This is a genomic window from Nocardia sp. NPDC057668, from assembly GCF_042799795.1.
Lineage (GTDB): Bacteria > Actinomycetota > Actinomycetes > Mycobacteriales > Mycobacteriaceae > Nocardia.
This window is the reverse complement of the sequence record NZ_JBHVIC010000005.1, coordinates 1-26,856: the sequence shown is the minus strand read 5'-3', so window position 1 is coordinate 26,856 and position 26,856 is coordinate 1. Positions and strand designations below refer to the sequence as shown.

The window sequence follows — 26,856 nt, the reverse complement described above, 5'->3', positions numbered from 1 at the left end:
CGTTCACCTGCTCAGACCATAGGATAGTTACTCGTGACTCCAGCTGACCTTGCAGATCTCCTTCGCGCAACCGCTGCGAAGGTACTTGTCGAACGTGGATCCGACCCTGCGGTCCTGCCCGACGAGGTCAAGGTGGAGCGTCCCCGCAACCCCGAGCACGGTGACTATGCCACGAATGTGGCCATGCAGGTAGGCAAGAAGGCGGGAATCAACCCCCGCGATTTCGCCACGCTGCTGGCCGAGGCGCTCGGCCAGGCCGAGGGCATCGAGGTCGCCGAGGTCGCGGGCCCTGGGTTCCTGAACATTCGCCTGGCGAAGGCGGCCCAGGGCGCGATCATCGAGAAAATTCTCACCGCGGGGGCGAAGTACGGCACCGCGGACGCGCTCGGCGGACAGAAGATCAACCTCGAATTCGTCTCCGCCAACCCGACCGGGCCCATCCATCTGGGCGGCACCCGCTGGGCCGCGGTCGGCGACGCGCTGGGCCGGATCCTGTCCGCGCAGGGCGCGGCGGTGACCCGGGAGTACTACTTCAACGACCACGGCGCGCAGATCGATCGCTTCGCCAAGTCGCTGGTGGCCGCGGCCACCGGACAGCCGACCCCCGAGGACGGCTACGGCGGCGCGTACATCGGCGACATCGCCGCCACCGTCGTGGCCGCGCACCCCGACGCGCCGAACCTGCCCGAGGACGAACGGCACGAACTGTTCCGCCGCGAAGGCGTCGAGCTCATGTTCGCGCAGATCAAGCAGGACCTGCACGACTTCGGCGTGGATTTCGACGTCTATTTCAACGAGAGCGCGCTGTTCGCCTCCGGTGCGGTCGAGCAGGCCCTGGACACCCTCAAGGGCTCGGGCAATCTGTACGAGAAGGACGGCGCGTGGTGGATAGCCTCCACCGAATACGGTGACGACAAGGATCGTGTCGTCATCAAGAGCGACGGCAATTCCGCCTATATCGGCGGCGATATCGCGTATTTCCAGAACAAGCGCTCGCGCGGATTCGACCTGTGCATCTACATGCTCGGCGCCGATCACCACGGCTACATCGGCAGGCTCAAGGCCGCCGCGGCCGCGTTCGGCGACGACCCGAACACCGTCGAGGTCCTCATCGGCCAGATGGTGAATCTGGTCAAGGACGGCGCGTCGGTGAAGATGTCCAAGCGCGCGGGCACCGTGATCACCCTCGACGATCTGGTCGAGGCGATCGGCGTGGACGCCGCGCGGTACTCGCTGGTGCGCTCCTCGGTCAACTCCAGCATCGACATCGACCTGGACCTGTGGACCAAGGCCGACAACGAGAATCCGCTCTACTACGTGCAGTACGCGCACGCCCGCACGAACAACATCATCGGCAATGCCGCGTCCTTCGACTTCGACTCGGTCGCACCGGATTTCGCGCTGATGACCGCCGATCGCGAGGGCGAGCTCATTCGCACCCTCGGCGAATACCCCCGGGTGCTGGCCACCGCCGCCGAGGTGCGCGAGCCGCACCGGGTGGTGCGCTACCTGGAGGAACTCGCCGGCGCGTACCACCCCTTCCAGTCGGACAAGGACATGCGCGTGCTCCCGCTGGGAGACGAGCCCGTCAGTGCCCGTAACGCGGCCCGCCTCGAGCTGGTCAAAGCCACCCGTCAGGTTCTCGCCAACGGCCTCGGCCTGCTAGGCGTCAGTGCTCCGGAGCGTATGTAATGAGTGCCCATCCCGCCGGTCCCCGTCACGCGGACATCCCGCCCGCGCCGAATCTGCCCGAGCGGCCCGAACATCCGCGGCAGATGATCGAACTGCCCGCGAATGTCTGGCCCCGCAACGCTTCCCGTGACGAGGACGGCGTGGTCCGGCTGGCCGGCGTGCCGGTGCACGAGCTGGCCGCGGAGTTCGCGACCCCGCTGTTCGTCATCGACGAGGACGACTTCCGTTCGCGCTGCCGCGACATGGTGCGCGCCTTCGGCGCCGGTGCGCGAGTTCATTACGCGTCCAAGGCGTTCCTGTCCGGCGAGATCGCGCGCTGGATTCGCGACGAGGGCCTGCACCTGGACGTGTGCTCCGGCGGCGAACTCGCCGTCGCGCTGCACGCGGGCTTCCCCGCCGAGCGAATCGCGTTGCACGGCAACAACAAATCGGTTCCCGAGCTGGAGGCGGCCGTCGCCGCCGGGGTCGGGCACATCGTGCTGGACTCGCTGATCGAGATCGACCGCCTGGAGGCCGTCGCCAAGGCGGCCGGCAAGGTGGCCGAGGTGCTGGTGCGCGTCACGGTCGGCGTCGAGGCGCACACCCACGAGTACATCTCCACCGCGCACGAGGACCAGAAGTTCGGTTTCTCCATCGCCAGCGGCGACGCCATGCAGGCCATCGCCCGGGTCTTCGAGTCCGACAATCTCCGCCTGGTGGGCCTGCACTCGCACATCGGCTCGCAGATCTTCGAGATCGACGGCTTCGAGATCTCCACCCGGCGCATGCTCGGACTGTTGCGCGAGGCGGTCGACAAGTTCGGCGTCGAGCGCGCCGCGCAGATCAGCGTGCTGGATCTCGGTGGCGGCCTTGGTATTTCGTACCTTCCGCACGACGATCCGCCGGCCCTGGACGATTTCGCGGCCAAGCTGCGCCGCATCGTCGCCGAGGAAGCCGAGCGCGCGGGCCTGCCGGTGCCGACCATCGCGGTCGAGCCGGGCCGCGCCATCGCCGGGCCGGGCACGGTCACCCTGTACGAGGTCGGCACCACCAAGGACGTGGTCCTGGATGCGGGCCTGCGCCGTCGCTATGTCAGCATCGATGGTGGCATGAGCGACAACATCCGGCCCGCGCTCTACCAGGCCGAATATGACTGCCGTTTGGTTTCGCGATCCAGCGACGCCAACCCGGTCGTCGCCCGTGTTGTTGGAAAGCATTGCGAGAGTGGGGATATCGTCATTCGTGATACCTGGCTCCCGGCCGACGTCGGCCCGGGGGATCTGGTTGCGGTGGCGGCGACCGGCGCGTATTGCTACTCGATGTCGAGTCGTTACAACCTGCTCACGCGTCCCGCCGTGGTCGCTGTGCGAGACGGCAAGGCGCGCTTGATTCTTCGCCGTGAAACGGTGGAGGACCTACTCAGCTTGGAGGTGAATGCATGACCGAGGTAGCCAGCACCAAGGGCGATGTTTGGGGATCGGATCATCCCATCGGAATCGCCGTCCTCGGCATGGGCACGGTCGGCACGGAGGTGGTGCGCGTCATCCGCGAGCACGCCGATGACCTGACCAACCGAGTAGGCGCCCCCGTCGTCTTGCGCGGCGTGGCCGTGCGCGACGCGAGCAAGGATCGCGGCCTGGCCCCCGAGCTCGTCACCACCGACGCCGAGGCGCTCGTCGCCCGCGACGACGTGGACATCGTGGTCGAGGTCATGGGCGGCATCGACCCCGCGCGCGCTCTGATCAAGTCGGCGCTCGAGGCGGGCAAGTCCGTCGTCACCGCCAACAAGGCGCTGCTGGCCGACTACACCGGCGAGCTCTCGGGCGCGGCCGAGAACAATCGCGCCGACCTGTACTTCGAAGCCGCGGTCGCCGGGGCCATCCCGGTCGTGCGGCCGCTCATCCAGTCGCTGTCCGGTGACCGGGTGAACCGGGTGGTCGGCATCGTGAACGGCACCACCAACTTCATCCTCTCGGCCATGGCCGAGACCGGCGCGGACTACGGCGACGTGCTGGCCGAAGCGACCCGCCTGGGCTACGCCGAAGCCGACCCGACCGCCGACGTCGAGGGCTACGACGCCGCCGCCAAGGCCGCGATCCTCGCCTCGGTCGCCTTCCACACCCGCGTGACCTCGGCCGACGTCTACCGCGAGGGCATCTCCAAGATCACTTCCGAGGATCTCGAGACCGCCGCCGCCGTCGGCTGCACCGTCAAGCTGCTGGCCATGGCCGAGCGCGTCACCAACGAGAGCGGCAAGGAATCCATCTCGGTGCGCGTCTATCCGGCGCTCATCCCGCGCAAGCACCCGCTGGCCTCGGTCAGCGGCGCGTTCAACGCGGTCGTGGTGGAGGCCGAGAACGCCGGCCGCCTGATGTTCTACGGGCAGGGCGCGGGCGGCGCGCCCACCGCCTCGGCCGTCATGGGCGATCTGGTGATGGCGGCGCGCAACAAGTTCTACGGTGGCCGCGCGCCCGGCGAATCGGTCTATGCTGAGCTGCCGATCGCGGCAGTCGGCGACACCCCCACCCGCTACCACGTGAACATGCAGGTCGCGGACCGCGCCGGTGTGCTGGAAGCGGTGGCGGGCGAATTCGCCAAGCACGGGGTCAGTATTTCGACGGTTCGCCAGGAAGGGCACGATATCGGCGCCCGCTTGGTCGTGGTGACCCACCACGCGCTGGAGTCGGCGCTGGCCGATACGGTGGCCGCGTTGGCCGAGCTGGACTCCGTCACATCCGTGACCAGTGTTCTGAGATTGGAAGGCACCGAGGAATGAGTACGACAGCTGCCACGCACACCCCGTGGCCGGGTCTGATCGCCGCGTACCGGGATCGGCTCCCGCTGGGCGCCGACTGGGAGCCCGTCACGCTGTTCGAGGGCGGCACCCCGCTGGTGCCCGCCACGCACCTGTCGGAGCTGACCGGCTGCGAGGTGTACCTCAAGGTCGAGGGCGCGAACCCGACCGGTTCCTTCAAGGACCGCGGCATGACCATGGCCATGACCGAGGCCAAGGCCAGCGGTAAGAAGGCCGTGCTGTGCGCCTCCACCGGCAACACCTCGGCCTCGGCTGCGGCGTACGCCACCCGGGCCGGCATGTCCTGCGCGGTCCTGATCCCGCAGGGCAAGATCTCCATGGGCAAGCTGGCCCAGGCGGTCATGCTGGGCGCGAAGATCATCCAGGTCGAGGGCAACTTCGACGACTGCCTCGAGCTCGCGCGCAAGGTGACCGCGGAATTCCCCGAGGTCGGCCTCGTGAACTCGGTCAATCCGTACCGGATCGAGGGGCAGAAGACCGCCGCCTTCGAGATCGCCGACGTGCTCGGCAAGGCTCCGGACGTGCACGTGCTCCCGGTCGGCAACGCGGGAAACATCACCGCGTACTGGAAGGGCTACAACGAGTACTACGCGGACGGGGTCACCACCTCGCTGCCGCGCATGCTCGGCGTGCAGGCCGCCGGCGCCGCGCCGCTGGTCAACGGCGCCCCGGTGAAGGATCCCGAGACGATCGCGACCGCGATTCGCATCGGCGCGCCCGCGTCCTGGAACCAGGCCGTGGCCGCCAAGGAAGAGTCCGGCGGCGCGTTCCGCGCGGCCACCGACGAGGAGATCCTCGCGGCGTATCGCCTGGTCGCGGCCACCGAGGGCGTTTTCGTCGAGCCCGCATCGGCCGCCTCGGTCGCGGGTCTGCTCGCCGCGCGCGCGGAAGGCTGGCTCGACGCCGGCCTGACCGTGGTCTGCACCGTGACCGGCAACGGCCTCAAGGACCCGGACAACGCACTGGCCGGCATGCCGGAGATCAAGCCCATCCATGTCGACCCCGTGGCCGTGGCCCGCGAACTCGAGCTGGCCTGAGTTGAATTCGCGCGACAGTCAGGTGATGACTCGCACCCTGCCCGCCGGAATTTCGGTCACGGTGCGGGTCCCGGCGTCCAGTGCCAATCTGGGGCCGGGCTTCGATTCCCTCGGAATCGCTTTGGGGCTGTACGACGAGATCTCGGTGTCCACCACCGAGTCCGGGCTTAACATCCGGGTCGAGGGGGAGGGCGCCGACGATGTGCCCTGGGGCCCTTCGCATCTGGTGGTGCGGGCCATCGAGCGCGGCCTGCAGGCCGCGGGCGTCTGGGCCGACGGCCTGGACGTGGTGTGCCACAACGTGATTCCGCATTCGCGGGGCATGGGCTCCTCCGCCTCGGCGGTGGTCGGCGGTCTGGCCGCCGGCCGCGGTCTGGCCGCGAAATTCGATGCCGGACTGGCCTATGACGACGCCGTCATGGTGCAGCTGGCCTCGGAGTTCGAGGGCCACCCCGACAACGCGTCCGCCAGCATTCTGGGCGGAATCGTGGTGTCCTGGACCGAAACCGAACATCGGGGCGAGCCCAACGGCGCCGCCGAGCATCATCAGCGCGTATACCGCGCGGTGCGGCTGGATCCGCACCCGTCGTTGCGCCCGTTCGTGCTCATTCCCGAGGAGCGGTCCTCCACCGCGCACACCCGCGGCCTGCTGCCCGAGACCGTGCCGCACGGCGACGCGGCCTTCAACGCGAGTCGCGCGGCGCTGTCGGTAGTCGCCTTGACGCAGCGCCCTGACCTGCTGATGGCCGCCACCCAGGATCGGCTACACCAGGGCTACCGCGCCTCGGCGCTGCCGCTGACGACGAAATGGATCGAACGGTTGCGCGCGGCGGGCCTCGCGGCCACCGTGTCGGGCGCCGGTCCGACGGTCTTGGCCCTCGGGACCAGCGAATTCCCTGCGGAACTGCGTGAACTCGCGATCGCCGACGGCCTGCGGGTTCTCGAACCCGGCATCGCCGACGGCGTGCTGGTGGATTGACCGCGTGCCTGCCTTGCCGATGTAAAGGGCGGGAGCTATCCTGAGCGAGTCCGTACATCGTGCGCGTCAGACGCCGGTGCTTCATTAGGGCAATCGCTCCAGAGGCTCCTTGCTCAGGCTCGAGGCTTGAGGCTCGAAACTTGGGGGTAGCCAGTCAACTGGGATGATCTCTCCCGCCTTTTCACTCGGTGGGCAGGCCCACGCGGAGGTACCCCCACCGATCCGGCGGGACAGGCGATACGGCATCCGAGTCCGGCATCAGACCGGACTGCAGGAGGAACCCTCGATCAGGCACACGGCGGTCGAGGGAAGGAAAGGATTTCCGTGACAGAGACGGACCTGCTCGCGACACCCGGGGTGGAAAGTGATTCAAACTCCTCGGATCGCGATAGTGAATCCGGACAGATTTCGAAGATGAGCGAACACACTGACATCGCACGATCGGGGCTGACTGGAATGTTGTTGCCGCAATTGCGTGCGCTTGCGGGGGAACTCGGTATTCGAGGCACTTCCGGAATGCGTAAGGGTGATCTCATCGCCGCCATCAAGGAAAATCAGTCGGGTGGATCGGCCAAGTCGGCCGTGGTGAGTGGCGGCGCGGTGAGCGGTAAGTCGACCGCCAAGCGCACCGACGCCAAGGCCAAGGGCGAGTCCGCCGTGGTCGAGGCCGCTCCCGCCAAGGCCGAGACCCCTGCCGCGAAGGCCGAGAACGCCGACGCGAAGACCGAGAGCCCGGCCCCGAAGGCCGAGGAGACCCGCACGCAGGCCGAGGCGCCCGCGCGTACCGGGTCCGCTCCGGAGAAGTCCGCCGAGCCGCGTGAGGCCAAGCGCGAAGAGGCCGAAGGCAATCGGGCCGACGGCGGCGAGGAAGGCCGCGAACGCGGCGAGCGCGGCCGGGGCCGCCAGCGCCGTGGCCGTGAGCAGCGGGGCGGATCCGGCAACGCCGGCGAAGCCGCCGCCACCAACTCCGAAGCCGCCGAGAAGTCGGATTCCGAGGGCGGTGAGCGTCGTCGCGACCGCAACAACCAGCAGTCGGGCGGCCAGAACCAGCAGAACCAGAACGGCACCGCGCGCGGCGGCAACAACGACCGCGATCGCAATCGCGCGGCCGCCGACGACGACGAGGAAGGCGGCCGCGGCCGCCGGGGCCGCCGCTTCCGCGAGCGGCGTCGCGGGCGTGACCGCGACGGCGTGGCGGGCGACGCCGGCGGCAGCCGGGAGAGCCGTGAGCTGGAGATCCGCGAGGACGACGTCCTGCAGCCGGTGGCCGGCATTCTCGACGTGCTCGACAACTATGCGTTCGTGCGGACCTCCGGCTACCTGGCCGGCCCGAACGACGTGTACGTGTCCATGAACCTGGTGCGCAAGAACGGCCTGCGCCGCGGTGACGCCGTCACCGGTGCGGTGCGCGCGGCGCGCGACGGTGATCAGAGCAATCAGCGGCAGAAGTTCGATCCGCTGGTGCGCCTGGATTCCATCAACGGCTCGGATGTCGAATCCGCAAAGCGCCGACCGGAATTCAACAAGCTCACCCCGCTGTACCCGAATCAGCGACTGCGCCTCGAGACCCAGCCGAACAAGCTGACCACGCGCATCATCGATCTGATCATGCCGATCGGCAAGGGCCAGCGCGCGCTGATCGTGTCCCCGCCCAAGGCGGGTAAGACCACGGTCATCCAGGACATCGCCAACGCGATCGCCACGAACAACCCCGAGTGCTACCTGATGGTCGTGCTGGTGGACGAGCGTCCCGAGGAGGTGACCGATATGCAGCGCTCCGTGCGCGGCGAGGTCATCGCTTCCACGTTCGACCGCCCGCCGGGCGACCACACCGCCGTCTCCGAGCTCGCCATCGAGCGCGCCAAGCGGCTGGTGGAAATGGGGCAGGACGTGGTGGTGCTGCTCGACTCGATCACTCGATTGGGCCGCGCGTACAACAACTCGTCCCCGGCGTCGGGCCGAATCCTTTCCGGTGGTGTGGATTCCACCGCGCTGTACCCGCCCAAGCGGTTCCTCGGCGCGGCCCGCAACATCGAGAACGGCGGCTCGCTCACGATCATCGCCTCGGCGCTGGTCGAGACCGGTTCCACCGGCGACACGGTCATCTTCGAGGAGTTCAAGGGCACGGGTAACGCCGAGCTCAAGCTGGACCGCAAGATCGCCGAGCGCCGCGTGTTCCCGGCGGTCGACGTCAATCTCTCCAGCACCCGTCGTGACGATCTGCTGATGTCTCCGGACGAGGCGGGCGTGGTGCACAAGCTGCGCCGCGTGCTCTCGGGCCTGGATTCACATCAGGCCATCGATCTGCTCGTGGATCGACTCAAGAAGACCAAGAGCAATGCCGAGTTCCTGATGACGGTCTCCAAGACCGCCCCCGGGGCGATGGACGAATAACATTGTCCTAGAACGGCATTGACAGTGACGGCCCCGCTTCGGCGGGGCCGCTGCTGTTTCCGGGGCAGCATGCTCGCCGCTAGGGCGCTCCAGTGCCCCGGGCCCAGGACGGGCACCGCGCGCGGGCTGTAGAAGAACAGCCCGACGAGCATCGCCCCGGCGATCACGAATCCCAGAATGGTGGCGGTCACGGCGCCGGACCCGCTGCCCGACGCCGTGGCCGCCGGATGGATGAGGGTGGTCGCGTCCCCGCGTGCCGCGGCGGGCGTCGCTACCCGCCCCGCCCCGTCGTCGCCCGCCCCGGGCGCACCCCACCAGCCCGCCAGTACCAGCAGAGCCAACCCCGCCAGGACCACCCCCGCTGTCGCGTCCCTCCTGGTCACAGCTGTCCTCCCGGTAGTGGTAAGCCTCTCACCTGGAACTACTCTATGAACACTGCTGTTCGTATTCTTGAGTAGCGAACTACTCGACTTCCAGCCTGACTCGAGCCCGAACCATCTGCGCGCCCGCAGTTTTGGGGGCGGTGGAGTCGAGAACCCCCGAAAAGTGGGGGCCGCAAACCCCGCCGCGAAACGGGTGACCCGCAATATTTTGTGAGTCGCAAGTACTTCACATCAAGAGGCGGGCGGTCGACGACCATGCGCAAGGCAGCAACCACACTGGCCGCGGCAGCGGCCCTGACTCTGATCGGCGGGGGATCCGCGACCGCGGCCGGCCCCGACACGGCTTCCGGCACCGGATCGGCATCGGGCTCGGGAACGGTGGTCGCGACCGCGGTCTGCTCGCTGGTCCGCGTGTTCATCATCGATCCGTCGCAGGAGTGCCGCCGGTACCCGCTGCCCGCGCTCTCCTAGCCGTGCGGGTCGTGCGTTCGATCCGCCCGTGTGGTTCCACATTCTTCGAGACAGAGGTACGACATTGCGCAAGGTAACAGCCACTATCGTCGCGGCAGCGGCGCTGACGGTGGCCGGGATGGGTTCGGCCGCGGCGGAATACCCCTCGACCGGATCGTTCGCGGTGGACGAGGTCAACAACGGCAGTTCGACCCTGCGGCAGTTCCCGATCCTGGCCGGCAGCGGTCAGCTGATCACCGGCTCGGCACTGGCCGTGCTGTATCCGATCGGAATGATCAGCTGTGCGATCGGGCAGCTCTTCGATCCGAAGGCGTGCACGGTCGTCCCGTCCGGTGATCCCAACGGCCCGAAATAGGAGGACCACCCCGCGCCCGACCGGGGCGGATGAGGGGTGGAACAAAACGCGCCGGGGGTGACGTTTACACTCATCAGTCGGCAACCATGCCTATGTCGGTTCCGGTTCACGCTTGCTGCCAGGTGACAACCTGGCGAGGCGACCCGGCGCCTTTCGAAAGGACACCATGAAGGCAGGAATTCACCCCACGTACGTCGATACGACGGTCGTGTGCGGCTGCGGCAACACCTTCCAGACCAAGAGCACCAAGGAGTCCGGCCAGATCACGGTCGAAGTTTGCTCCCAGTGCCACCCGTTCTACACGGGCAAGCAGAAGATCCTGGACACCGGTGGCCGCGTGGCTCGCTTCGAGGCTCGCTACGGCAAGCGTGCCGCGAAGGGCGCCGAAGCCAAGTAGCTTCCCTGACGACGCCCGTCTGCCCCGTGCAGGCGGGCGTCGCGGTGTTTCCAGGGTCGGGCCGCGGACGGCAGCGGAATGACCCGCAAACTGACTGTGCACGCCCTATCCGAGGAGAACCGCGATGGCCGACAAGATGGCCCCCTCCGCGATCGACGACATTCTGGCCGAGTACTCCGGGCTCGAGTCCCAGCTCGCTGACCCCGCGCTACACAACGACCCGGGTGCGGCCCGGCGCGTGGGCAAGCGCTTCGCCGAACTGGGTCCGATCATGTCGGCCTACAACAAGCTGACCTCCACCCGGGACGATCTGGCCGCCGCCGAAGAGCTGGCCGCCGACGATTCCTCCTTCGCCGCCGAGATCCCCGGATTGCGCGCGCAGGTCGAGGAATACGAGAAGGCGCTCACCGACCTGCTCGCCCCGCGCGATCCGCACGACGCCGATGATGTTGTGCTGGAAGTGAAGTCGGGTGAGGGCGGCGAGGAGTCGGCGCTGTTCGCCTCCGACCTGGCCCGCATGTACATCCGCTACGCCGAACGGCACGGCTGGAAGGTGGAGGTCCTGGACGCGACCGTCACCGATATGGGCGGGTACAAGGAAGCCACGATCTCGATCAAGGCCAAGGAGCCCTCCCGCGACGGCGTGTGGTCCAAGCTGAAGTTCGAGGGCGGCGTGCACCGCGTCCAGCGCGTGCCGGTCACCGAATCGCAGGGCCGCATCCACACCTCGGCCGCCGGCGTGCTGGTCTACCCCGAGCCCGACGAGGTCGAAGAGGTGCAGATCGACGACAAGGACCTGCGCATCGACGTCTACCGCTCGTCCGGCAAGGGCGGCCAGGGCGTCAACACCACCGACTCCGCGGTGCGCATCACCCACCTGCCCACCGGCATCGTGGTGACCTGTCAGAACGAGCGCTCGCAGCTGCAGAACAAGATGCGCGCCATGCAGGTCCTCTCGGCCCGGCTGCAGGCCCTGGCCGAGGAGCAGGCCGATCAGGAAGCCGCCGCCGGGCGCGCCACCCAGATCCGCACGGTCGACCGTTCCGAGCGCATCCGCACCTACAACTTCCCGGAGAACCGCATCGCCGATCACCGCATCGGCTTCAAGGCGCACAACCTCGACGCCGTGCTGCAGGGCGGGCTGGACGACCTGTTCAACGCCCTCGGCGAGGCCGACCGCGCGGCCCGGCTCGCCGCGGAATAGGGCACGCCGCGACCCTGCGCGACCGGGCGGCCGGCGCGGCGAATCCGTGAGAACATGGGTACCCCCGGGACGTCCCGGGATGGTTTCCGCACCTACCGCAGTACGTGTCAGAACCGGGCGGCGGCTTCCGGGCCGTCCGCCGCATGCTCGGCGAGGCGGACCAGTAGAAGCGAGGCTTCCAGGTGATCGGCAGTAATACGGGGGAGTCGGCGCAGCCCCGCACGCCACTGCGGCCCGCGATTCGGGAGGCGGCCGAGATCCTGCGCACCGCCGGGGTGCCCAGTCCCGACGCCGACGCCGAACACCTTGCCGCCCATGTCCTCGGCGTGGACCGCATGCGGCTGGTGCTCGTGCCGATGGTGACCGCGGACCAGCTCGAGGAGTTCCGCAAACTCGTCGACCGGCGCGCCGAACGCGTTCCGCTGCAACACCTCACGGGCACCGCGGCGATGGGGGAGATCGATCTGGCGGTCGGGCCGGGCGTTTTCGTGCCCCGCCCGGAAACCGAACTCGTCTTCGCCTGGGCGCTGGGGCAACTCGAAGCCGCCGGGCACGAGCACCAGCCGATCGTGGTCGATCTGTGCACCGGTTCGGGCGCCCTGGCCCTGGCCGTCGCGCACGCCCGCCCCGACGCCCAGGTGCACGCGGTGGAACTGGACACCGAGGCGCTGGCCTGGGCCCGCCGCAACGCCCTGCAACTGGCCGACGAGGGCGACACCCCCATCGACCTGCACGCCGCCGACGTCACCGATCCCGCCCTGCTGGAACATCTCACCGGCCGGGTCGACGTCCTGGTATCCAATCCGCCCTACATTCCCGAGGCCGCGGTCCTGGATCCCGAAGTGGCGGACCATGATCCGCACCGCGCCCTGTTCGGCGGCCCCGACGGCCTCGACGTCATCCGCCCGATGATCCCCAACATCGCCCGCCTGCTGCGCCCCGGCGGCGTGGTGGCCATCGAACACGACGACACCAACGGCTCCGGCGTGGCCGCGCTGCTGACCGCCGCGGGCTTCACCGAGGTGGTCGAACACCCCGACCTGGCGGGCAAACCCCGCTTCGTCGTGGCCCGCGCCGCCGCCCTGCCGACCGCGCACTGAAACGAGCGGACACACCGAGGGCACGGTTCCGCGCATGCCCTGTTCTGCGACCGGATGCCCATCCGGTCCGAACCCCGGGAACGAACGGACCGGCTGCCCGGAGTGCGCTCGCACCGCGCGGATCTCGGATTCGATCGCGAAACCCGGCGGCGGCGATGGCGTTCTCCGGCGTTCGTGCCAAGATGTTGCGCGTGAGTACCGTCTACGACTGTGCCGATTCCGATTCACGAGCCGCCGGACTGATCGCGGCCCGGAGTGCGCTGAAATCGGGACGGTTGGCCGTCATTCCCACCGACACCCTCTACGGCCTGGCCGCCGACGCCTTCGACAGCCAGGCGGTCAGCGCGCTGCTCGCGGCCAAGCGCCGCGGCCGGGACATGCCGGTGCCGGTGCTGGTCGGTTCCTGGACGACCATCGACGGACTCGTCTTCTCGGTGCGCCCGCAGGCCCGCGACCTGATTCGCGCTTTCTGGCCCGGCGGCCTGAGTCTCGTTGTGCAGCAGGCGCCTTCGCTGGCCTGGGATCTGGGCGACACCCGCGGCACCGTCATGCTGCGCATGCCGCTGCACCCGGTGGCGCTCGAGCTGCTGCGCGAGGTCGGCCCGCTGGCGGTCTCCAGCGCGAACGTCTCGGGCCAGCCGCCCGCCAAGACCGTCGACGAGGCCAAGGCACAACTCGGCGAGCTGGTCGGGGTGTACCTCGACGGCGGCCCGGCCGATCACGCCGTCGCCTCCACCATCGTGGACCTCACCTCGGACGCGCCGCGCGTGCTGCGCGAGGGTGCGATTCCGGTGGAGAAGATCGCGGAGGTCCTCGGCATGTCGCCGGAGGAACTGCGCTCGCCCGGTGAGCGGTGACGGCCACCTAGATGCTGTTGAGTCAGGGCGTATTCAGCCAGGGCGCGGTCGTCCCACTGCGCGAGCTGCTGTTGGTGCTGCTCGTCGCCTCCGTCGTCACCTTTCTGCTCACCGGTGGAATCCGGGTCATGGCAATCGGATTCGGTGCGGTGGCGGTACCGCGCGAACGCGACGTGCACGTGAAGCCGGTGCCGCGCATGGGCGGATTGGGTATTTATCTGGGTGTACTCGCCGCGGTCATGTTCGCCCATCAATTGCCCGCACTGCGCCGCGGCTTCGAGTATCCGAAGGACATTCCGGCGGTATTGGCGGCGGGCACGCTGATCGTGCTGGTCGGCATCATCGACGATCGCTGGGGTCTGGATGCCCTCACCAAATTCGTCGGGCAGATCACCGCGGCCGGGGTGATGGCCGTCATGGGCCTGAGCTGGGTCGCCATCTACAACCCCTTCACCAACGAGACCGTGGTCCTGGATCCGCTGCAGGGCGGCCTGGTCACGGTCGGCATCACCGTGACATTGATCAATGCCATGAATTTCGTGGACGGCCTGGACGGCCTGGCCGCGGGCCTGGGGTTCATCGCCTCGGTGGCGGTGTTCGTATTCACCGTGGGCCTGCTCTACGAGGTGGGCGGGGCGACCGACACGTATCCGCCCGCGTTGCTGGCCGCGGCGCTGGCCGGCGGTTGCCTGGGATTTCTCCCGCACAATTTCCAGCCGGCCCGAATATTCATGGGCGACACCGGTTCCATGCTCATCGGATTGATGCTGGCCGCGGTGTCCACCGGCGCGTCCGGGCGAATTCCGCTGCAGGGTTACGGCCCGCGCGACATCGTCGGCCTGCTCTCGCCGCTGTTGCTGGTCGGCGCGGTCATGTTCATTCCGGTCCTCGATCTCGTGCTCGCGATCGTGCGCCGCGTGCGCGCGGGTGTGAGTTTCTCCACTCCGGACAAAATGCATCTGCATCACCGTTTGCTGCAGATCGGGCATTCGCACCGACGCGTCGTGCTGCTGATCTACTTGTGGGTGAGCGTGCTGGCATTCGGCGCGGTCGGGACGTCATTGATGGATCGGACGCTGGTGGTGCTGCTGTTCGCGGCGGGCCTGGTTTTCGCGCTCATCGTGACCGCGGTCCCGTCGTGGCGCGGATTGACCGGGCGGGTCGGCGGCAGAACCGCCGGGTAAAGTTTCCGGACGTGAGCAAGCCTTCCGAACCAGGTCCCGACGCCCCACTGCGGGCCGCGCTGCGCTACGGCATCGCCGGTTTGGCTGTGCTGGTTGTGATTTCGGCAATTCTGTCCACGATTATCGCCGGTACGCCCGGCCTGTGGGGCGCCCTGCTCGGCGCCGCCATCGGCGGCGGATTCATTCTGACGACCGCCGCCTCGGTGCTCTTCAGTGCCAAGATCGAATCCGGATTGCAGGGCATCGTGCTGCTCGGCAGCTGGGTGGGCAAGCTGCTGGTGGCCCTCGTGGTCGTCGCGGTTCTCAAGCAGTACGACTTCTACAGCTCCGGCGCCCTGTTCCTGACGGTCGTCGGCGCACTGCTGGTTGTGCTCGGCGCGGAGACGTACGGCCTTCTGCGCCAAAAGGTTCCGACCGTCGAGGTGGACCGCGAACTGTAGCTTCGGCGCAGTTCACCGGCTGTTCAGGCGGCCCCCTACACGCTGTCGTAGATAACTTGATAAACTCTTTACTTGTAGCCGACCGAAGCACAAGGGGGGGTCACCTGAGACCCGCCTGGGAGCAGGTTATGCTTACTGCCGTACCTGACCCCCAGGGTCACGGTTCTGCACCGTCGACGATGTCGCCGACGCGCGTACAGACGCCCGGGCTTGGCCCGAACAGCTGCTGACGAACTTCGAGCCGACCTGAGTCGACCACCAGATCGTCAATGTCCGATCGAACCGCAGGGAAAAACCTTTCCTGCGGCCCGACCACGGGAGAGAACGCTGAGCGTCACCATTCTTGCGGGCGAGTTCCACGCGCCGTCGCTTAACGACTTCTTCCCTCCAGCAGTGCTGTTCGAGGGGACACTTTTTCAGCTCGATCGGCTGATGCTGATTCGCATCGTCATGTCGGCCGTTCTGCTGGCCGTCATGTTCCTCGCATTCCGGAGCCCGAAGCTGGTTCCGCGAGGCCTGCAGAATGTGGCGGAATCCGCGCTGGTGTTCGTCAAGGAGCAGATCTGTGACGAGGTGCTCGGCAAGGAATCCGGCAAGAAGTTCTTCCCGCTCATCGCGACGATCTTCTTCTCGGTCCTGTTCCTGAACATCTCCGGCATCATTCCGGGCCTGAACATCTCTTCGAATGCCCGCATCGGCTTCCCGCTGGTCCTGGCGCTGGTCGCGTACGTGACGTTCAACTACGTGGGCATCAAGAAGTACGGCTTCCTGAAATACATGCGTTCGAGCATCGTCGTGCCGAACGTGCCGCCGGCCCTGCATGTGCTGCTGATTCCGATCGAGTTCATCTCGACCTTCGTGCTGCGGCCGTTCACCCTGACCGTGCGACTCATGGCGAACATGCTGGCCGGTCACATCATGCTGGTGCTGTTCTTCAGCGCCACCCAGTTCTTCCTGTTCGACGCCGCCTCCTGGATGAAGGTGTTCTCGCCGTTCTCGCTCCTCGCGGGCTTCGGCTTCACCCTCTTCGAATTGCTGGTGGTCTTCCTGCAGGCGTACGTGTTCGCGCTGCTGACCGCTGTCTACATCGGTCTCGCGCAGCACGCCGACTCCCACTGACCGACCGGTACCAAATTTCCACAAACCTGCTTCACGCGCCGACGGCGGGTGGGCGACAGAAAGGGAAAACAACACCATGAGCAGCACCCTCTCGATCCTGGCGCAGGCGACTGAGACCAAGTCCACCGGCTTCGGCGCCATCGGCTACGGCCTCGCCGCGATCGGCCCCGGCATCGGCGTCGGCATCGTCGTCGGTAAGGCCATCGAGGGCATCGCGCGTCAGCCCGAGCTCCAGGGCACCATCCGCACCAACATGTTCCTCGGTATCGCGTTCACCGAGGCCCTGGCGCTGATCGGCCTCGTCGCCGGCTTCATCTTCTGATTCCGGATAATCAGCGATGAGCAACATGACTTTGCTCGCGGCTGAGGGGTCGGAACAGAACCCCCTCATCCCGGAGCCGTATGACATTTTCTGGTCTGCGGTCTGCCTCCTGGTCATCGGCTTCGCGTTCTACAAGTACGTGATTCCGCGTCTGACCAAGGTGCTCGACGAGCGCTCGGAGAAGATCGAAGGCGGCATCGCCAAGGCCGAGGCCGTGCAGGCCGAGGCGCAGGCGACCCTGCAGCAGTACCAGGAGCAGCTGGCCGAGGCTCGCCTCGAGGCCGCGCGCATCCGTGAGGAAGCGCGTACCCAGGGCCAGACCATCCTGTCCCAGATGCGCTCCGATGCGCAGGCTGAGGCCGACCGAATCGTCGCCGCTGGTCAGACCCAGCTGGAGGCGCAGCGTCAGCAGATCGTGACCGAGCTTCGCTCCGAGCTGGGCCGCACCGCGGTCGACTTGGCCGAGAAGATCATCGGTCAGTCGGTGGCCGACGAGGCCAAGCAGGCGGCGTCGATCGACCGGTTCCTCGCGGAACTGGATTCGAACGCCGGCATCGGGGTCGGAAGGTAACGAACCGAAAGTGGGAAGCATGTACGCAGCGAGCCGCGAGGCGAGCTCCCGTGCGCGGGAAGCTCTTCGGGCCGCTCTGACCGGAAGCGACACCGTCGCGGCCACGACGGGCTCCGAACTGTTCGCCGTTGTCGCCGTCCTCGACGACCAGCGCTCGCTGCGTGTGGCGCTCGCGGATAAGTCGGTGTCCAGTGCGGCCCGCGCCGAACTGGCCGAGCGCCTGTTCGGCGGCAAGATCAGCGCGGCCACCCAGGCGGTGCTGACCACCGCCGTGGCACAGGACTGGTCCCGTGCCCGCGACCTGGTCGACAGCCTGGTCCTGCTCGGCCGCGAGGCGTTGCTGCGTGCCGCGGAGGATCGCGGCCGCCTCACCGCCGTCGAGGACGAGCTGTTCCGGCTGGGCCGGATCGTCGACGACAACCCCGCGCTGGAGCAGGCGCTGACCGATCACGGCCAGTCCCTGACTGCCAAGCGTGAACTGGTGCAGCGTCTGCTCGCGGGCAAGGTCGAGGAGATCACCCTCGAGCTGGTCCAGCAGGCAGTCGCCCGCAGCAAGAAGGGCGACATCGGCGCGGCTTTCGACCACCTGTCCGACCTGGCGGCGTCGCTCCGGGATCAGATCGTGGCGCACGTGCGCTCCGCGTCTGCCCTGACGACGCAGCAGCGCGAGCAGCTCGCTGCCTCGCTGCAGCGCATCTACGACAAGCCCGTCACGGTGCATGTGCAGGAAGACCCGAGCCTGCTGGCCGGCGTCGTCGTGCGCGTGGGCGACGACCTGATCGACGGCAGCGCCGTCGGCCGACTGCAGCGCTTGCGCCAGTCTCTCGCTTGAGACACGGCCGAGAAGCGCACTTACACACCGACTTACGAGACCACAGCGAGAGCAGGAAGAACATGGCGGAGCTGACGATCTCCCCCGATGAGATCCGTAGCGCGATCGAGAGCTACACCCAGAGCTACACCCCGGAAACCTCCATCGAGGAAGTGGGCGTGGTCACCGACACCGGCGACGGTATCGCCCACATCAGCGGCCTCCCGTCCGCGATGGCCAACGAGCTGCTGGAATTCCCCGGCGGCAAGCTCGGCGTCGCGTTGAACCTGGAGGACACCGAGATCGGTGCCGTCATCCTGGGTGAGTTCGACACCATCGAGGAGGGCCAGCAGGTCCGTCGTACCGGCGACGTGCTCTCGGTCCCCGTTGGCGACAAGTTCCTCGGTCGCGTCATCAACCCGCTGGGCGCCCCGATCGACGGCCTCGGCGACATCGAGGCCGACGAGCGTCGCGTGCTCGAGCTGCAGGCCGCCACCGTGCTGGAGCGCCAGCCCGTCGGCGAGCCCCTCGCGACCGGCATCACCGCGATCGACGCCCTGACCGCCATCGGCCGCGGCCAGCGTCAGCTCGTCATCGGCGACCGCAAGACCGGCAAGACCGCGGTCTGCATCGACGCCATCATCAACCAGAAGGCCAACTGGGCCACCGGCGATCCGACCAAGCAGGTGCGCTGCATCTACGTCGCGATCGGCCAGAAGGGTTCCACCATCGCGGGCGTGAAGGCCGCGCTGGAGGCCCACGGCGCGATGGAGTACACCACCATCGTCGCGGCCCCCGCGTCCGACTCGGCCGGCTTCAAGTGGCTGGCGCCGTACACCGGTTCGGCCCTGGGCCAGCACTGGATGTACCAGGGCAAGCACGTCCTGATCGTGTTCGACGACCTGTCGAAGCAGGCCGAGGCCTACCGCGCGATCTCGCTGCTGCTGCGTCGCCCGCCGGGCCGCGAGGCGTACCCGGGTGACGTCTTCTACCTGCACTCCCGTCTGCTGGAGCGTTCGGCCAAGCTGTCCGACGAGCTCGGTGCCGGTTCCATGACCGCGCTGCCGATCATCGAGACCAAGGCGAACGACGTCTCGGCGTTCATCCCGACCAACGTCATCTCCATCACCGACGGTCAGGTGTTCCTCGAGTCGGACCTCTTCAACAAGGGTGTCCGCCCGGCCATCAACGTCGGTATCTCCGTCTCCCGTGTCGGTGGCGCAGCGCAGACCAAGGCCATGAAGCAGGTCGCCGGTTCGCTGCGTCTGGAGCTGGCCTCCTACCGCGAGCTCGAGGCGTTCTCCGCCTTCGCCTCCGACCTCGACGCGGCCTCCCTGGCGCAGCTCGAGCGCGGCGCGCGCTGGGTCGAGCTGCTCAAGCAGGACCAGTACGCCCCGGTCGCGGTCGAGGACCAGGTCGTCTCGCTGTTCCTGGTCGACGCCGGCTACTACGACTCGGTGCCGGTCGGCGACGTCCGCCGCTTCAACTCCGAGCTGCTCGAGTTCCTGCACAGCTCCGTGCAGGACTCCTTCGACGCCCTGCAGGGCGGCGCGAAGAAGATCGAGGGCGAGCCCGCCGACGCGATCAAGACCGCGACCGACAAGTTCAAGCAGGGCTTCCTCGCTTCGGACGGCAGCCGCGTGGTCAACGAGGCCGAGGCCGGAAAGCTCGATCACGAAGAGGTCGAGTCGCTGTCCGTCACTCGCAAGCACGTCGAGAAGTAAGAGCGGCGAAGCTGATGCGAATGACTGTCTCGAGTAACGAAGGGAGTGTGAACCGCTAATGCCTAGCGTGCGCGAACTGCGCTCCCGAATTCGTTCCGTGAGCTCGATCAAGAAGATCACCAAGGCGCAAGAGCTGATCGCGACCTCGCGAATCAGCAAGGCGCAGGCCCGGGTCGCCGCGGCCAAGCCGTACGCGGAAGAGATCACCAAGGTGCTCGCCGAATTGGCAAGCGCCAGTGGCAATCTCAGCCACCCGCTGCTCACCGAGCGGCCGAACGCGCGGCGTGCCGCGGTGCTGGTGATCACCAGCGACCGCGGCATGTGCGGTGGTTACAACTCCAATGTGCTCAAGCGCACCGAGGAGCTGCTGACCACCCTGCGCGCCGAGGGCAAGGAACCCGTCCTGTACGTGATGGGTTCGAAGGGCCTGACCTACTACACCTTCCGTGGTCGCGAGACCAACGGCGCGTGGACCGGGTTCTCCCAGTCGCCGAACTACGCCGATGCCTCCGCCGCCTGCAACCACCTGGTCGAGGCGTTCATGGCGGGCGCGGACGGCGAAGTCGCCGCCCCCAACGGGCTCGGCACCATTGCCGGTGTCGATGAACTGCACATCGTCTACACGCGTTTCGTGTCGATGCTGTCGCAGGTGCCCGAGGTTCGCCGGCTGGCTCCCATCCAGGTGAGCTACGTCGACGAGAACTTCGAACTGGGTGAGGACAGCTTCTCGGACGGCAATGCCGACCCCGCGGCTCAGTACGAGTTCGAGCCGGATGCGGACGTCCTGCTGGGCGCGCTGCTGCCGAAGTACGTCAACACTCGGATTTACTCGTCGCTGCTCGACGCGGCGGCATCGGAGTCGGCTGCGCGCCGCACCGCGATGAAGGCGGCCACCGATAACGCGACGGATCTGGTGAATTCACTGACCCGTACCGCGAACTCGCTGCGCCAGGCCGGAATCACGCAGGAAATCACGGAAATCGTCGGCGGCGCCAACGCGCTGGCTTCGAGCTCGGACCGCGACTAGAGCCAGGAAGAAGAAGCAATGACCGCAAGTGTCACCACAGAGACCCGGGTTGGCGCCGGCACTGGCCGCGTCTCCCGCGTCATCGGACCCGTCGTGGACGTCGAGTTCCCGCGCGGTTCGATCCCGGAGCTGTACAACGCGCTGAACGTTGACATCGCCCTGAAGTCCGTTGCCAAGACGCTGACCCTCGAGGTCGCACAGCACCTGGGCGACAACATCGTTCGCACCATCTCCATGCAGCCGACCGACGGTCTGGTGCGTGGCGTCGAGGTGCGCGACACCGGCAAGCCGATCTCGGTTCCCGTCGGCGATGTCGTCAAGGGCCACGTGTTCAACGCCCTCGGCGACTGCCTGGACTCCCCGGGCCTCGGCCGCGACGGCGAGCAGTGGGGCATCCACCGCCAGCCGCCCGCCTTCGACCAGCTCGAGGGCAAGACCGAGATCCTGGAAACGGGCGTCAAGGTCATCGACCTCCTCACCCCCTACGTCAAGGGTGGCAAGATCGGTCTGTTCGGTGGCGCCGGTGTCGGCAAGACCGTTCTGATCCAGGAGATGATCACCCGTATCGCTCGCGAGTTCTCCGGCACCTCGGTGTTCGCGGGCGTCGGCGAGCGTACCCGTGAGGGCACCGACCTCCACCTGGAAATGGAAGAGATGGGCGTCCTTCAGGACACCGCCCTCGTCTTCGGCCAGATGGACGAGCCGCCGGGCACGCGTATGCGCGTCGCCCTGTCGGCCCTGACCATGGCGGAGTACTTCCGTGACGTGCAGAACCAGGACGTTCTGCTCTTCATCGACAACATCTTCCGCTTCACCCAGGCCGGCTCCGAGGTTTCGACCCTGCTGGGTCGTATGCCCTCGGCCGTGGGTTACCAGCCCACCCTGGCGGACGAGATGGGTCAGCTCCAGGAGCGGATCACCTCGACCCGCGGTCGCTCGATCACCTCGATGCAGGCGATCTACGTCCCCGCCGACGACTACACCGACCCGGCGCCGGCGACCACCTTCGCCCACCTCGATGCGACGACCGAGCTTTCGCGCCCGATCTCGCAGAAGGGCATCTACCCGGCCGTCGACCCGCTGACCTCGACCTCTCGTATCCTCGAGGCGTCCATCGTCGGCGACCGTCACTTCCAGGTTGCCAACGAGGTCAAGCGGATCCTGCAGAAGTACAAGGAACTGCAGGACATCATCGCCATCCTCGGTATGGACGAGCTCTCCGAAGGCGACAAGGTCCTCGTCGGCCGCGCGCGTCGTCTGGAGAAGTTCCTCGGCCAGAACTTCATCGTGGCCGAGAAGTTCACCGGTCAGCCGGGTTCCGTCGTGCCGCTGGAGCAGACCATCGACGACTTCGATCGCGTCTGCAAGGGCGAGTTCGACCACCTGCCCGAGCAGGCGTTCAACTCCTGCGGTGGCCTGGACGACGTCGAGGCCGCTGCGAAGAAGATCGCCGGGAAGTAGTCACCCATGGCAGATATGTCCGTTGACCTGGTCGCCGTTGAGCGACTGCTGTGGTCCGGCCGGGCGAAGTTCGTCTCCGCCCAGACCACGGAGGGTGAGATCGGCATCCTGGCCGGCCACGAACCGCTGCTCGGTCAGCTGGTCGAAGCCGGCACGGTGACCATCGTGTCCGACAGCGACGAGCGCATCGTCGCGGCCGTGCACGGCGGATTCTTCTCCGTCACCGGCACTTCGGTGCGGGTGCTCGCCGAGACCGCCGATTTCGCGGCCGACATCGACGAGGCGGCCGCCAAGGCCGTGCTCGCCGACGCGGACGCGAGCCCGGCCGCACAGGCCAAGGCGCAGGGGCAGATTCGGGCCCTGGCGAAGGCTGCCGAATCCTGATCGTTTCACCTCGGACTTGATTGTCCGATTCGAGTTCCACTCGGCAATCGAGCGGCGACTCCGGGAAATATCCCGGGGCGCCGCTCTTTTCGTTTACACTCGAGCACCGGCTTCGAATGTGATCTGAAGCATTCGCGAAAGCCGCGGCTATTCCAGGAAATTCCGGCATTACCTCAACGAGTTGGCGCAGCGTGGTCGCCCTCTGGTTTCGGACGGGTGCGGCCTCGCGACGATGAGCGAGGGATGGATGAGCGTATTTCTAATAGTTCGATGGAGTTCCGTAACCGCCGCCGCGGTGACACTCGCTCTGCTCGGGCCGGCGACCGCCGCCGCGGACGTCACCGTCCCGCTGCCGGACGGCCGGATCGAGCGGCCGGGAGTGACGATCACGAGTGTGGGTGAGCAGGCGATCATTTCGCCGTCCCCGGCACCCGGCGGGGCGGGCCGGATCTCATGGCTCACCGGCCACGTCAGCGCTGAAGTCGAGACGCCGGACGGTGTCGCGGGAATCGATGGCGGAACACGGAATTCACCGGGCGCCAACGGTTCTCCCGCCTACGGGGTCTCCGAGTTGACGGTGGGCTACATCGTCGGCTGTCAGGTCGCGCCGGGGGCCTCGGAGGCCACGGCGCGTACGACGCCGATGATCCCGGCGGGCCTGAACTTCCCGCTGTCCCTCGGTCAGGTCGCCTTCGTCGAGATCGATAAAATCGAAATGCCCACGAGTGGTACGTATCACATTCACTACCAAGATGTTCCGATGGAAATGCAGGGCTGCGCGGGTTATGCGCAGGCCCGGCAATTCTCGGTGGTCGAGATCACCGGCTCCCATTACAAGAAGATCAGCATGTACGGGCAGCCGTTCAGCATCGGCTGAACGCGCCCGCCTCGACGCGTCCCGGCGCCCGTTGCTCGGGCGCGGACCGTCGGCACGGGCACAACCCTCGGTCCGGGGCAGTCGGCCGGGCACATGACGCTCGATCCGGAGCGGGGCGCCCCGTTCTCCATGGGCTGAACCCACAGGTCAGCTGAGCAGGGCATACGTCACATTCGGTGGATGGCCGGACCTCGTGTCGGAGCGGTCGCTACTATCGACCAAACACGGGGCCCGGCTTCTGCCGGACGAGCTCGACGGCCACGCGGATGTAACAGGGACGGAGCAGCATTGCGAACTGGGATGGTGGTCCTGATCATTCTGGTGCTGCTGCTTGTCGGTTTGGCCCTGGCCTCGACCTATCGCCTCATCATGCTGCGCCGCGGCGGCACCGCCGCGCTGCTGCGGGTTCTCCCCGCTCGCGGGCACGGTGGCGGGTGGCGGCACGGCCTGATCCGCTACGGCGAGGACAACCTCGTCTTCTACAAACTCTCCAGTCTCAAGCTCGGCCCGGACACCGCCATCCGCCGCCTGGACATCGAGGTGGGCAACCGCCGCAGTCCGCACGACGACGAGTACGACATCATGACCGACGAGGCCATCGTCATGATCTCCGACAATCACGGCGGCTACGAGCTGGCGCTGGACCGCGGCGCCCTGGCGGCGTTCCTGTCCTGGGTGGAGTCCCGCCCGTCCGAGCGCATCCGCCGGCGCAGGTAGTCACGCCGCATCGGGGTTTCCCGGCCGCCGCGCGCGGCTAGTCTGGCCTTGTGAGCGTGCATCTGACGAGGATCTACACCCGTACCGGCGATGACGGGACCACCGGACTCAGCGATTTCTCGCGGGTCTCCAAGACCGATCCCCGGCTCATCGCCTACGCCGATTGCGACGAGGCCAACGCGGCGATCGGCGTCGCCATCTCGCTCGGCGATCCGGACGAGCGCATCACCGCCGTGCTGCGCGCCATCCAGAACGACCTCTTCGACGCCGGTGCGGACCTGTCCACCCCCGTGGTCGAGGAGCCGAAGTACCCGCCGCTGCGCATCACCCAGCCGTACATCGATCGCCTCGAAAAATGGTGCGATGAGTTCAATGAGCCTCTGGCGCCGTTGAATTCGTTCATCCTGCCCGGCGGCACCCCGCTCGCGGCGCTGCTGCACACGGCGCGCACGGTGGCGCGGCGCGCCGAACGGGCGGCCTGGGCGGCCGTGGACGCCCATCCCGAGGACACCAGCGCACTGCCCGCGAAGTACCTGAACCGGCTCTCCGACCTGCTGTTCATTCTGGGCCGGGTGGCCAACCCCGACGGCGACATCCTCTGGCGCCCGGGCGGAGAGGCCACGAGCGCGGGAGCGGACCACTAGGCTGACCCCCGTGAGTGAACGGTTTCTGGTGACCGGGGGCAGCAGGCTCGTCGGTGAGGTCGCGGTAGGCGGCGCGAAGAACAGCGTCCTCAAGCTGATGGCCGCCGCGCTGCTGGCCGAAGGCACGACGACGATCACGAACTGCCCGGACATCCTGGATGTGCCGCTGATGGCAGACGTTTTGCGCGGCCTCGGCTGCGATGTCACGATCGCCGGCGGGACGGTGGCCATCACCGTGCCGCCCGAGCCCAAGTACCACGCCGACTTTCCGGCGGTCACCCAGTTCCGTGCCTCGGTGTGCGTGCTCGGTCCGCTGATGGCGCGCTGCAAGCGCGCGGTGGTGGCGCTGCCGGGTGGCGACGCCATCGGATCGCGGCCGCTGGACATGCACCAGCAGGGTCTACGGCTGCTCGGCGCGACCAGCGAGATCGAGCACGGCTGCCTGGTGGCCCGTGCGGAGGAACTGCAGGGCGCGCGCATTCGCCTGGACTTCCCGTCGGTCGGCGCGACCGAGAACATCCTCATGGCGGCGGTGCTCGCCGAGGGGGAGACGGTCATCGACAACGCCGCGCGCGAACCCGAGATCGTGGACCTGTGCACCATGCTGGCGCGCATGGGTGCGGTCATCTCCGGTGCGGGCACCTCGGTGCTGACGATCCAGGGCGTGGACAAGCTCGCCCCGATCGAGCACCGGGTCATCGGTGATCGCATCGTCGCGGCCACCTGGGGGATCGCGGCCGCCATGACCCAGGGCGATGTGCGGGTCACCGGCATCAACCCCAAGCACCTGTCGCTGGTCCTGGACAAGCTGCGGTCGGCCGGCGCGCGAATCTCGTTCGAACCGGACGGTTTCCGCGTGGTGCAGTCCGAGCGCCCGCGCGCGGTGAACTTCTCGACGCTCCCGTTCCCGGGTTTCCCCACCGATCTGCAGCCCATGGCCATCGGCCTGGCCGCGATCGCGGACGGTACCTCGATGATCACCGAGAACATCTTCGAGGCGCGATTCCGCTTCGTGGAGGAGATGATCCGGCTGGGCGCCGATGCGCGGACCGACGGGCATCACGCTGTGGTGCGCGGTATTCCGCGGCTGTCGAGCGCGCCGGTGTGGAGCTCGGACATCCGGGCCGGCGCGGGTCTGGTGCTCGCGGGTCTGGTGGCGGACGGGGTGACCGAAGTCCACGACGTCTTCCACATCGACCGGGGTTACCCGGATTTCGTGGAGAACCTGCGGTCGCTGGGGGCGGAGATCGTCCGCGTGGGGGCAGCCGACTAGTCGGTATTTCCGAGGGCGCGAACCGGTTTCGCCGGCGAGCCAACGGGTATCCGACGGTCAGCTGAACGGCAGGGGTTGGAAGCGCTTCGCGAAAACCCCTCCTGAACAGGCGATTTGACATGCGAACAACCAACACGTAACTTATTCCAGGTCAGAGCGACACGGACACCGACCAGGGGCCGAGACGCGGAGCCGAGAGGCTCAGCGCGGAACCGGGTGAACGAGGTTGTACGAGGAGCGCCTGATGTTCACATTGGCTCCACCGAGCAGACGATTTTGTTTCTGTGAGGTTACGAGCTAAGCTTTGAAAGCAGCCACGGAGACCGACCGGGACAAAGAGCCCGCGAAGTTCCGTGTGCGTGTGTTCTTTGAGAACTCAATAGTGTGTCGATGAATGTCAGTGCCAATAATTTATTGGTTCCGATCTTCCACACCCCCGTGTGAGAGGGTCGGACATTTAGTCAGCAAATACTTTTGCTGGCGTTTGATTTTGCCAAGGTTTTCGGACTCTGGTTAATTCTTCCAATTAGCTCTTCGGAGCGAGTTGAGAGTCTTCAACGGAGAGTTTGATCCTGGCTCAGGACGAACGCTAGCGGCGTGCTTAACACATGCAAGTCGAGCGGTAAGGCCCTTCGGGGT

General features: G+C 67.2%; 26 protein-coding genes and 1 rRNA gene. All 27 read left to right on the top strand.

The window, feature by feature from the left end; genetic code table 11:
* Positions 1-33: 33 nt before the first annotated feature.
* Positions 34-1,692: an arginine--tRNA ligase gene (argS, locus tag ACFVBH_RS27700; protein ID WP_379005942.1), complete on the top strand. Its 1,659-nt coding sequence runs from the start codon at positions 34-36 to the stop codon at positions 1,690-1,692.
* Complete coding sequence (gene lysA, locus ACFVBH_RS27695) at positions 1,692-3,113, top strand: diaminopimelate decarboxylase (RefSeq protein WP_354986827.1); 1,422 nt, start codon at positions 1,692-1,694, stop codon at positions 3,111-3,113. The genes argS and lysA overlap by 1 nt, the downstream gene beginning before the upstream one ends.
* A complete protein-coding gene (locus ACFVBH_RS27690) occupies positions 3,110-4,447 on the top strand; it encodes a homoserine dehydrogenase (RefSeq protein ID WP_379005939.1) in 1,338 nt (445 codons plus the stop codon). The genes lysA and ACFVBH_RS27690 overlap by 4 nt, the downstream gene beginning before the upstream one ends.
* Positions 4,444-5,523, top strand: coding sequence for a threonine synthase (gene thrC / locus ACFVBH_RS27685; RefSeq protein WP_379005937.1), 1,080 nt, complete (start codon positions 4,444-4,446; stop codon positions 5,521-5,523). Before ACFVBH_RS27690 ends, thrC begins: the two co-directional genes overlap by 4 nt.
* Positions 5,524-5,548: 25 nt before the next feature.
* Positions 5,549-6,502 carry a homoserine kinase gene (gene thrB, locus ACFVBH_RS27680; protein WP_354986830.1) on the top strand — a complete coding sequence of 318 codons (954 nt, stop codon included), beginning with the start codon at positions 5,549-5,551 and terminating at the stop codon, positions 6,500-6,502.
* Positions 6,503-6,826: 324 nt separating this feature from the next.
* The gene (gene rho / locus ACFVBH_RS27675; protein ID WP_379005934.1) at positions 6,827-8,896 is read left to right on the top strand and encodes a transcription termination factor Rho; all 2,070 of its coding nucleotides are present in this window, start codon (positions 6,827-6,829) and stop codon (positions 8,894-8,896) included.
* A 638-nt stretch (positions 8,897-9,534) separates the two neighbouring features.
* A complete protein-coding gene (locus ACFVBH_RS27670; RefSeq protein ID WP_354986832.1) occupies positions 9,535-9,750 on the top strand; it encodes a hypothetical protein in 216 nt (71 codons plus the stop codon).
* A gap of 64 nt (positions 9,751-9,814) precedes the next feature.
* A complete protein-coding gene (locus ACFVBH_RS27665) occupies positions 9,815-10,105 on the top strand; it encodes a hypothetical protein (protein ID WP_379005932.1) in 291 nt (96 codons plus the stop codon).
* A 166-nt stretch (positions 10,106-10,271) separates the two neighbouring features.
* On the top strand, positions 10,272-10,502 hold the full coding sequence (gene rpmE, locus ACFVBH_RS27660) for a 50S ribosomal protein L31 (protein WP_354986834.1): 231 nt from the start codon (positions 10,272-10,274) through the stop codon (positions 10,500-10,502).
* A gap of 124 nt (positions 10,503-10,626) precedes the next feature.
* On the top strand, positions 10,627-11,706 hold the full coding sequence (gene prfA / locus ACFVBH_RS27655) for a peptide chain release factor 1 (protein ID WP_354986835.1): 1,080 nt from the start codon (positions 10,627-10,629) through the stop codon (positions 11,704-11,706).
* Positions 11,707-11,888: 182 nt separating this feature from the next.
* Positions 11,889-12,806: a peptide chain release factor N(5)-glutamine methyltransferase gene (gene prmC, locus ACFVBH_RS27650; protein ID WP_354986836.1), complete on the top strand. Its 918-nt coding sequence runs from the start codon at positions 11,889-11,891 to the stop codon at positions 12,804-12,806.
* A 191-nt stretch (positions 12,807-12,997) separates the two neighbouring features.
* Positions 12,998-13,663, top strand: coding sequence for an L-threonylcarbamoyladenylate synthase (locus ACFVBH_RS27645; protein WP_354986837.1), 666 nt, complete (start codon positions 12,998-13,000; stop codon positions 13,661-13,663).
* A gap of 11 nt (positions 13,664-13,674) precedes the next feature.
* Positions 13,675-14,847 carry an MraY family glycosyltransferase gene (locus tag ACFVBH_RS27640; RefSeq protein WP_354986838.1) on the top strand — a complete coding sequence of 391 codons (1,173 nt, stop codon included), beginning with the start codon at positions 13,675-13,677 and terminating at the stop codon, positions 14,845-14,847.
* Between the two features lie 11 nt (positions 14,848-14,858).
* The gene (locus ACFVBH_RS27635; RefSeq protein WP_354986839.1) at positions 14,859-15,287 is read left to right on the top strand and encodes a hypothetical protein; all 429 of its coding nucleotides are present in this window, start codon (positions 14,859-14,861) and stop codon (positions 15,285-15,287) included.
* A gap of 393 nt (positions 15,288-15,680) precedes the next feature.
* Positions 15,681-16,406, top strand: a complete 726-nt coding sequence (gene atpB / locus ACFVBH_RS27630; RefSeq protein ID WP_354986840.1) for a F0F1 ATP synthase subunit A — start codon at positions 15,681-15,683, stop codon at positions 16,404-16,406.
* Positions 16,407-16,482: 76 nt separating this feature from the next.
* Positions 16,483-16,728 carry an ATP synthase F0 subunit C gene (locus ACFVBH_RS27625; protein ID WP_354986841.1) on the top strand — a complete coding sequence of 82 codons (246 nt, stop codon included), beginning with the start codon at positions 16,483-16,485 and terminating at the stop codon, positions 16,726-16,728.
* Between the two features lie 16 nt (positions 16,729-16,744).
* Complete coding sequence (locus tag ACFVBH_RS27620; protein WP_354986842.1) at positions 16,745-17,299, top strand: F0F1 ATP synthase subunit B; 555 nt, start codon at positions 16,745-16,747, stop codon at positions 17,297-17,299.
* 19 nt (positions 17,300-17,318) lie between these two features.
* Positions 17,319-18,131, top strand: a complete 813-nt coding sequence (locus ACFVBH_RS27615) for a F0F1 ATP synthase subunit delta (protein ID WP_354986843.1) — start codon at positions 17,319-17,321, stop codon at positions 18,129-18,131.
* Positions 18,132-18,193: 62 nt separating this feature from the next.
* On the top strand, positions 18,194-19,834 hold the full coding sequence (gene atpA, locus ACFVBH_RS27610) for a F0F1 ATP synthase subunit alpha (RefSeq protein ID WP_354986844.1): 1,641 nt from the start codon (positions 18,194-18,196) through the stop codon (positions 19,832-19,834).
* A 58-nt stretch (positions 19,835-19,892) separates the two neighbouring features.
* Positions 19,893-20,861, top strand: coding sequence for a F0F1 ATP synthase subunit gamma (locus ACFVBH_RS27605; protein ID WP_354986845.1), 969 nt, complete (start codon positions 19,893-19,895; stop codon positions 20,859-20,861).
* Positions 20,862-20,879: 18 nt separating this feature from the next.
* Positions 20,880-22,322 (top strand): F0F1 ATP synthase subunit beta, encoded by a 1,443-nt coding sequence (atpD, locus tag ACFVBH_RS27600; RefSeq protein ID WP_354986846.1) that lies wholly within the window; start codon positions 20,880-20,882, stop codon positions 22,320-22,322.
* 6 nt (positions 22,323-22,328) lie between these two features.
* Positions 22,329-22,706, top strand: a complete 378-nt coding sequence (locus tag ACFVBH_RS27595) for a F0F1 ATP synthase subunit epsilon (protein WP_354986847.1) — start codon at positions 22,329-22,331, stop codon at positions 22,704-22,706.
* A gap of 181 nt (positions 22,707-22,887) precedes the next feature.
* On the top strand, positions 22,888-23,583 hold the full coding sequence (locus tag ACFVBH_RS27590; RefSeq protein WP_379005924.1) for an MspA family porin: 696 nt from the start codon (positions 22,888-22,890) through the stop codon (positions 23,581-23,583).
* 300 nt (positions 23,584-23,883) lie between these two features.
* The gene (locus ACFVBH_RS27585; protein ID WP_354986855.1) at positions 23,884-24,300 is read left to right on the top strand and encodes a DUF2550 domain-containing protein; all 417 of its coding nucleotides are present in this window, start codon (positions 23,884-23,886) and stop codon (positions 24,298-24,300) included.
* Positions 24,301-24,350: 50 nt separating this feature from the next.
* A complete protein-coding gene (locus ACFVBH_RS27580) occupies positions 24,351-24,944 on the top strand; it encodes a cob(I)yrinic acid a,c-diamide adenosyltransferase (protein ID WP_379005922.1) in 594 nt (197 codons plus the stop codon).
* Between the two features lie 10 nt (positions 24,945-24,954).
* Entirely contained in the window at positions 24,955-26,217 is a 1,263-nt protein-coding gene (gene murA / locus ACFVBH_RS27575; protein WP_379005920.1) for a UDP-N-acetylglucosamine 1-carboxyvinyltransferase, read from the top strand.
* Positions 26,218-26,771: 554 nt separating this feature from the next.
* A 16S ribosomal RNA gene (locus tag ACFVBH_RS27570) occupies positions 26,772-26,856 on the top strand; the annotation flags it as partial.

What these genes read in the sequence shown, in the direction of transcription:
- atpD (WP_354986846.1), top strand. Translation starts at nt 20,880, where the DNA reads ATGACCGCAAGTGTCACCACAGAGACCCGGGTTGGCGCCGGCACTGGC.
- rpmE (WP_354986834.1), top strand. Translation starts at nt 10,272, where the DNA reads ATGAAGGCAGGAATTCACCCCACGTACGTCGATACGACGGTCGTGTGC.
- ACFVBH_RS27690 (WP_379005939.1), top strand. Translation starts at nt 3,110, where the DNA reads ATGACCGAGGTAGCCAGCACCAAGGGCGATGTTTGGGGATCGGATCAT.
- ACFVBH_RS27615 (WP_354986843.1), top strand. Translation starts at nt 17,319, where the DNA reads ATGTACGCAGCGAGCCGCGAGGCGAGCTCCCGTGCGCGGGAAGCTCTT.
- ACFVBH_RS27670 (WP_354986832.1), top strand. Translation starts at nt 9,535, where the DNA reads ATGCGCAAGGCAGCAACCACACTGGCCGCGGCAGCGGCCCTGACTCTG.
- atpA (WP_354986844.1), top strand. Translation starts at nt 18,194, where the DNA reads ATGGCGGAGCTGACGATCTCCCCCGATGAGATCCGTAGCGCGATCGAG.
- ACFVBH_RS27620 (WP_354986842.1), top strand. Translation starts at nt 16,745, where the DNA reads ATGAGCAACATGACTTTGCTCGCGGCTGAGGGGTCGGAACAGAACCCC.
- ACFVBH_RS27595 (WP_354986847.1), top strand. Translation starts at nt 22,329, where the DNA reads ATGGCAGATATGTCCGTTGACCTGGTCGCCGTTGAGCGACTGCTGTGG.
- ACFVBH_RS27605 (WP_354986845.1), top strand. Translation starts at nt 19,893, where the DNA reads ATGCCTAGCGTGCGCGAACTGCGCTCCCGAATTCGTTCCGTGAGCTCG.
- thrB (WP_354986830.1), top strand. Translation starts at nt 5,549, where the DNA reads ATGACTCGCACCCTGCCCGCCGGAATTTCGGTCACGGTGCGGGTCCCG.
- lysA (WP_354986827.1), top strand. Translation starts at nt 1,692, where the DNA reads ATGAGTGCCCATCCCGCCGGTCCCCGTCACGCGGACATCCCGCCCGCG.
- ACFVBH_RS27625 (WP_354986841.1), top strand. Translation starts at nt 16,483, where the DNA reads ATGAGCAGCACCCTCTCGATCCTGGCGCAGGCGACTGAGACCAAGTCC.
- thrC (WP_379005937.1), top strand. Translation starts at nt 4,444, where the DNA reads ATGAGTACGACAGCTGCCACGCACACCCCGTGGCCGGGTCTGATCGCC.
- ACFVBH_RS27640 (WP_354986838.1), top strand. Translation starts at nt 13,675, where the DNA reads ATGCTGTTGAGTCAGGGCGTATTCAGCCAGGGCGCGGTCGTCCCACTG.
- ACFVBH_RS27585 (WP_354986855.1), top strand. Translation starts at nt 23,884, where the DNA reads ATGGTGGTCCTGATCATTCTGGTGCTGCTGCTTGTCGGTTTGGCCCTG.
- prfA (WP_354986835.1), top strand. Translation starts at nt 10,627, where the DNA reads ATGGCCGACAAGATGGCCCCCTCCGCGATCGACGACATTCTGGCCGAG.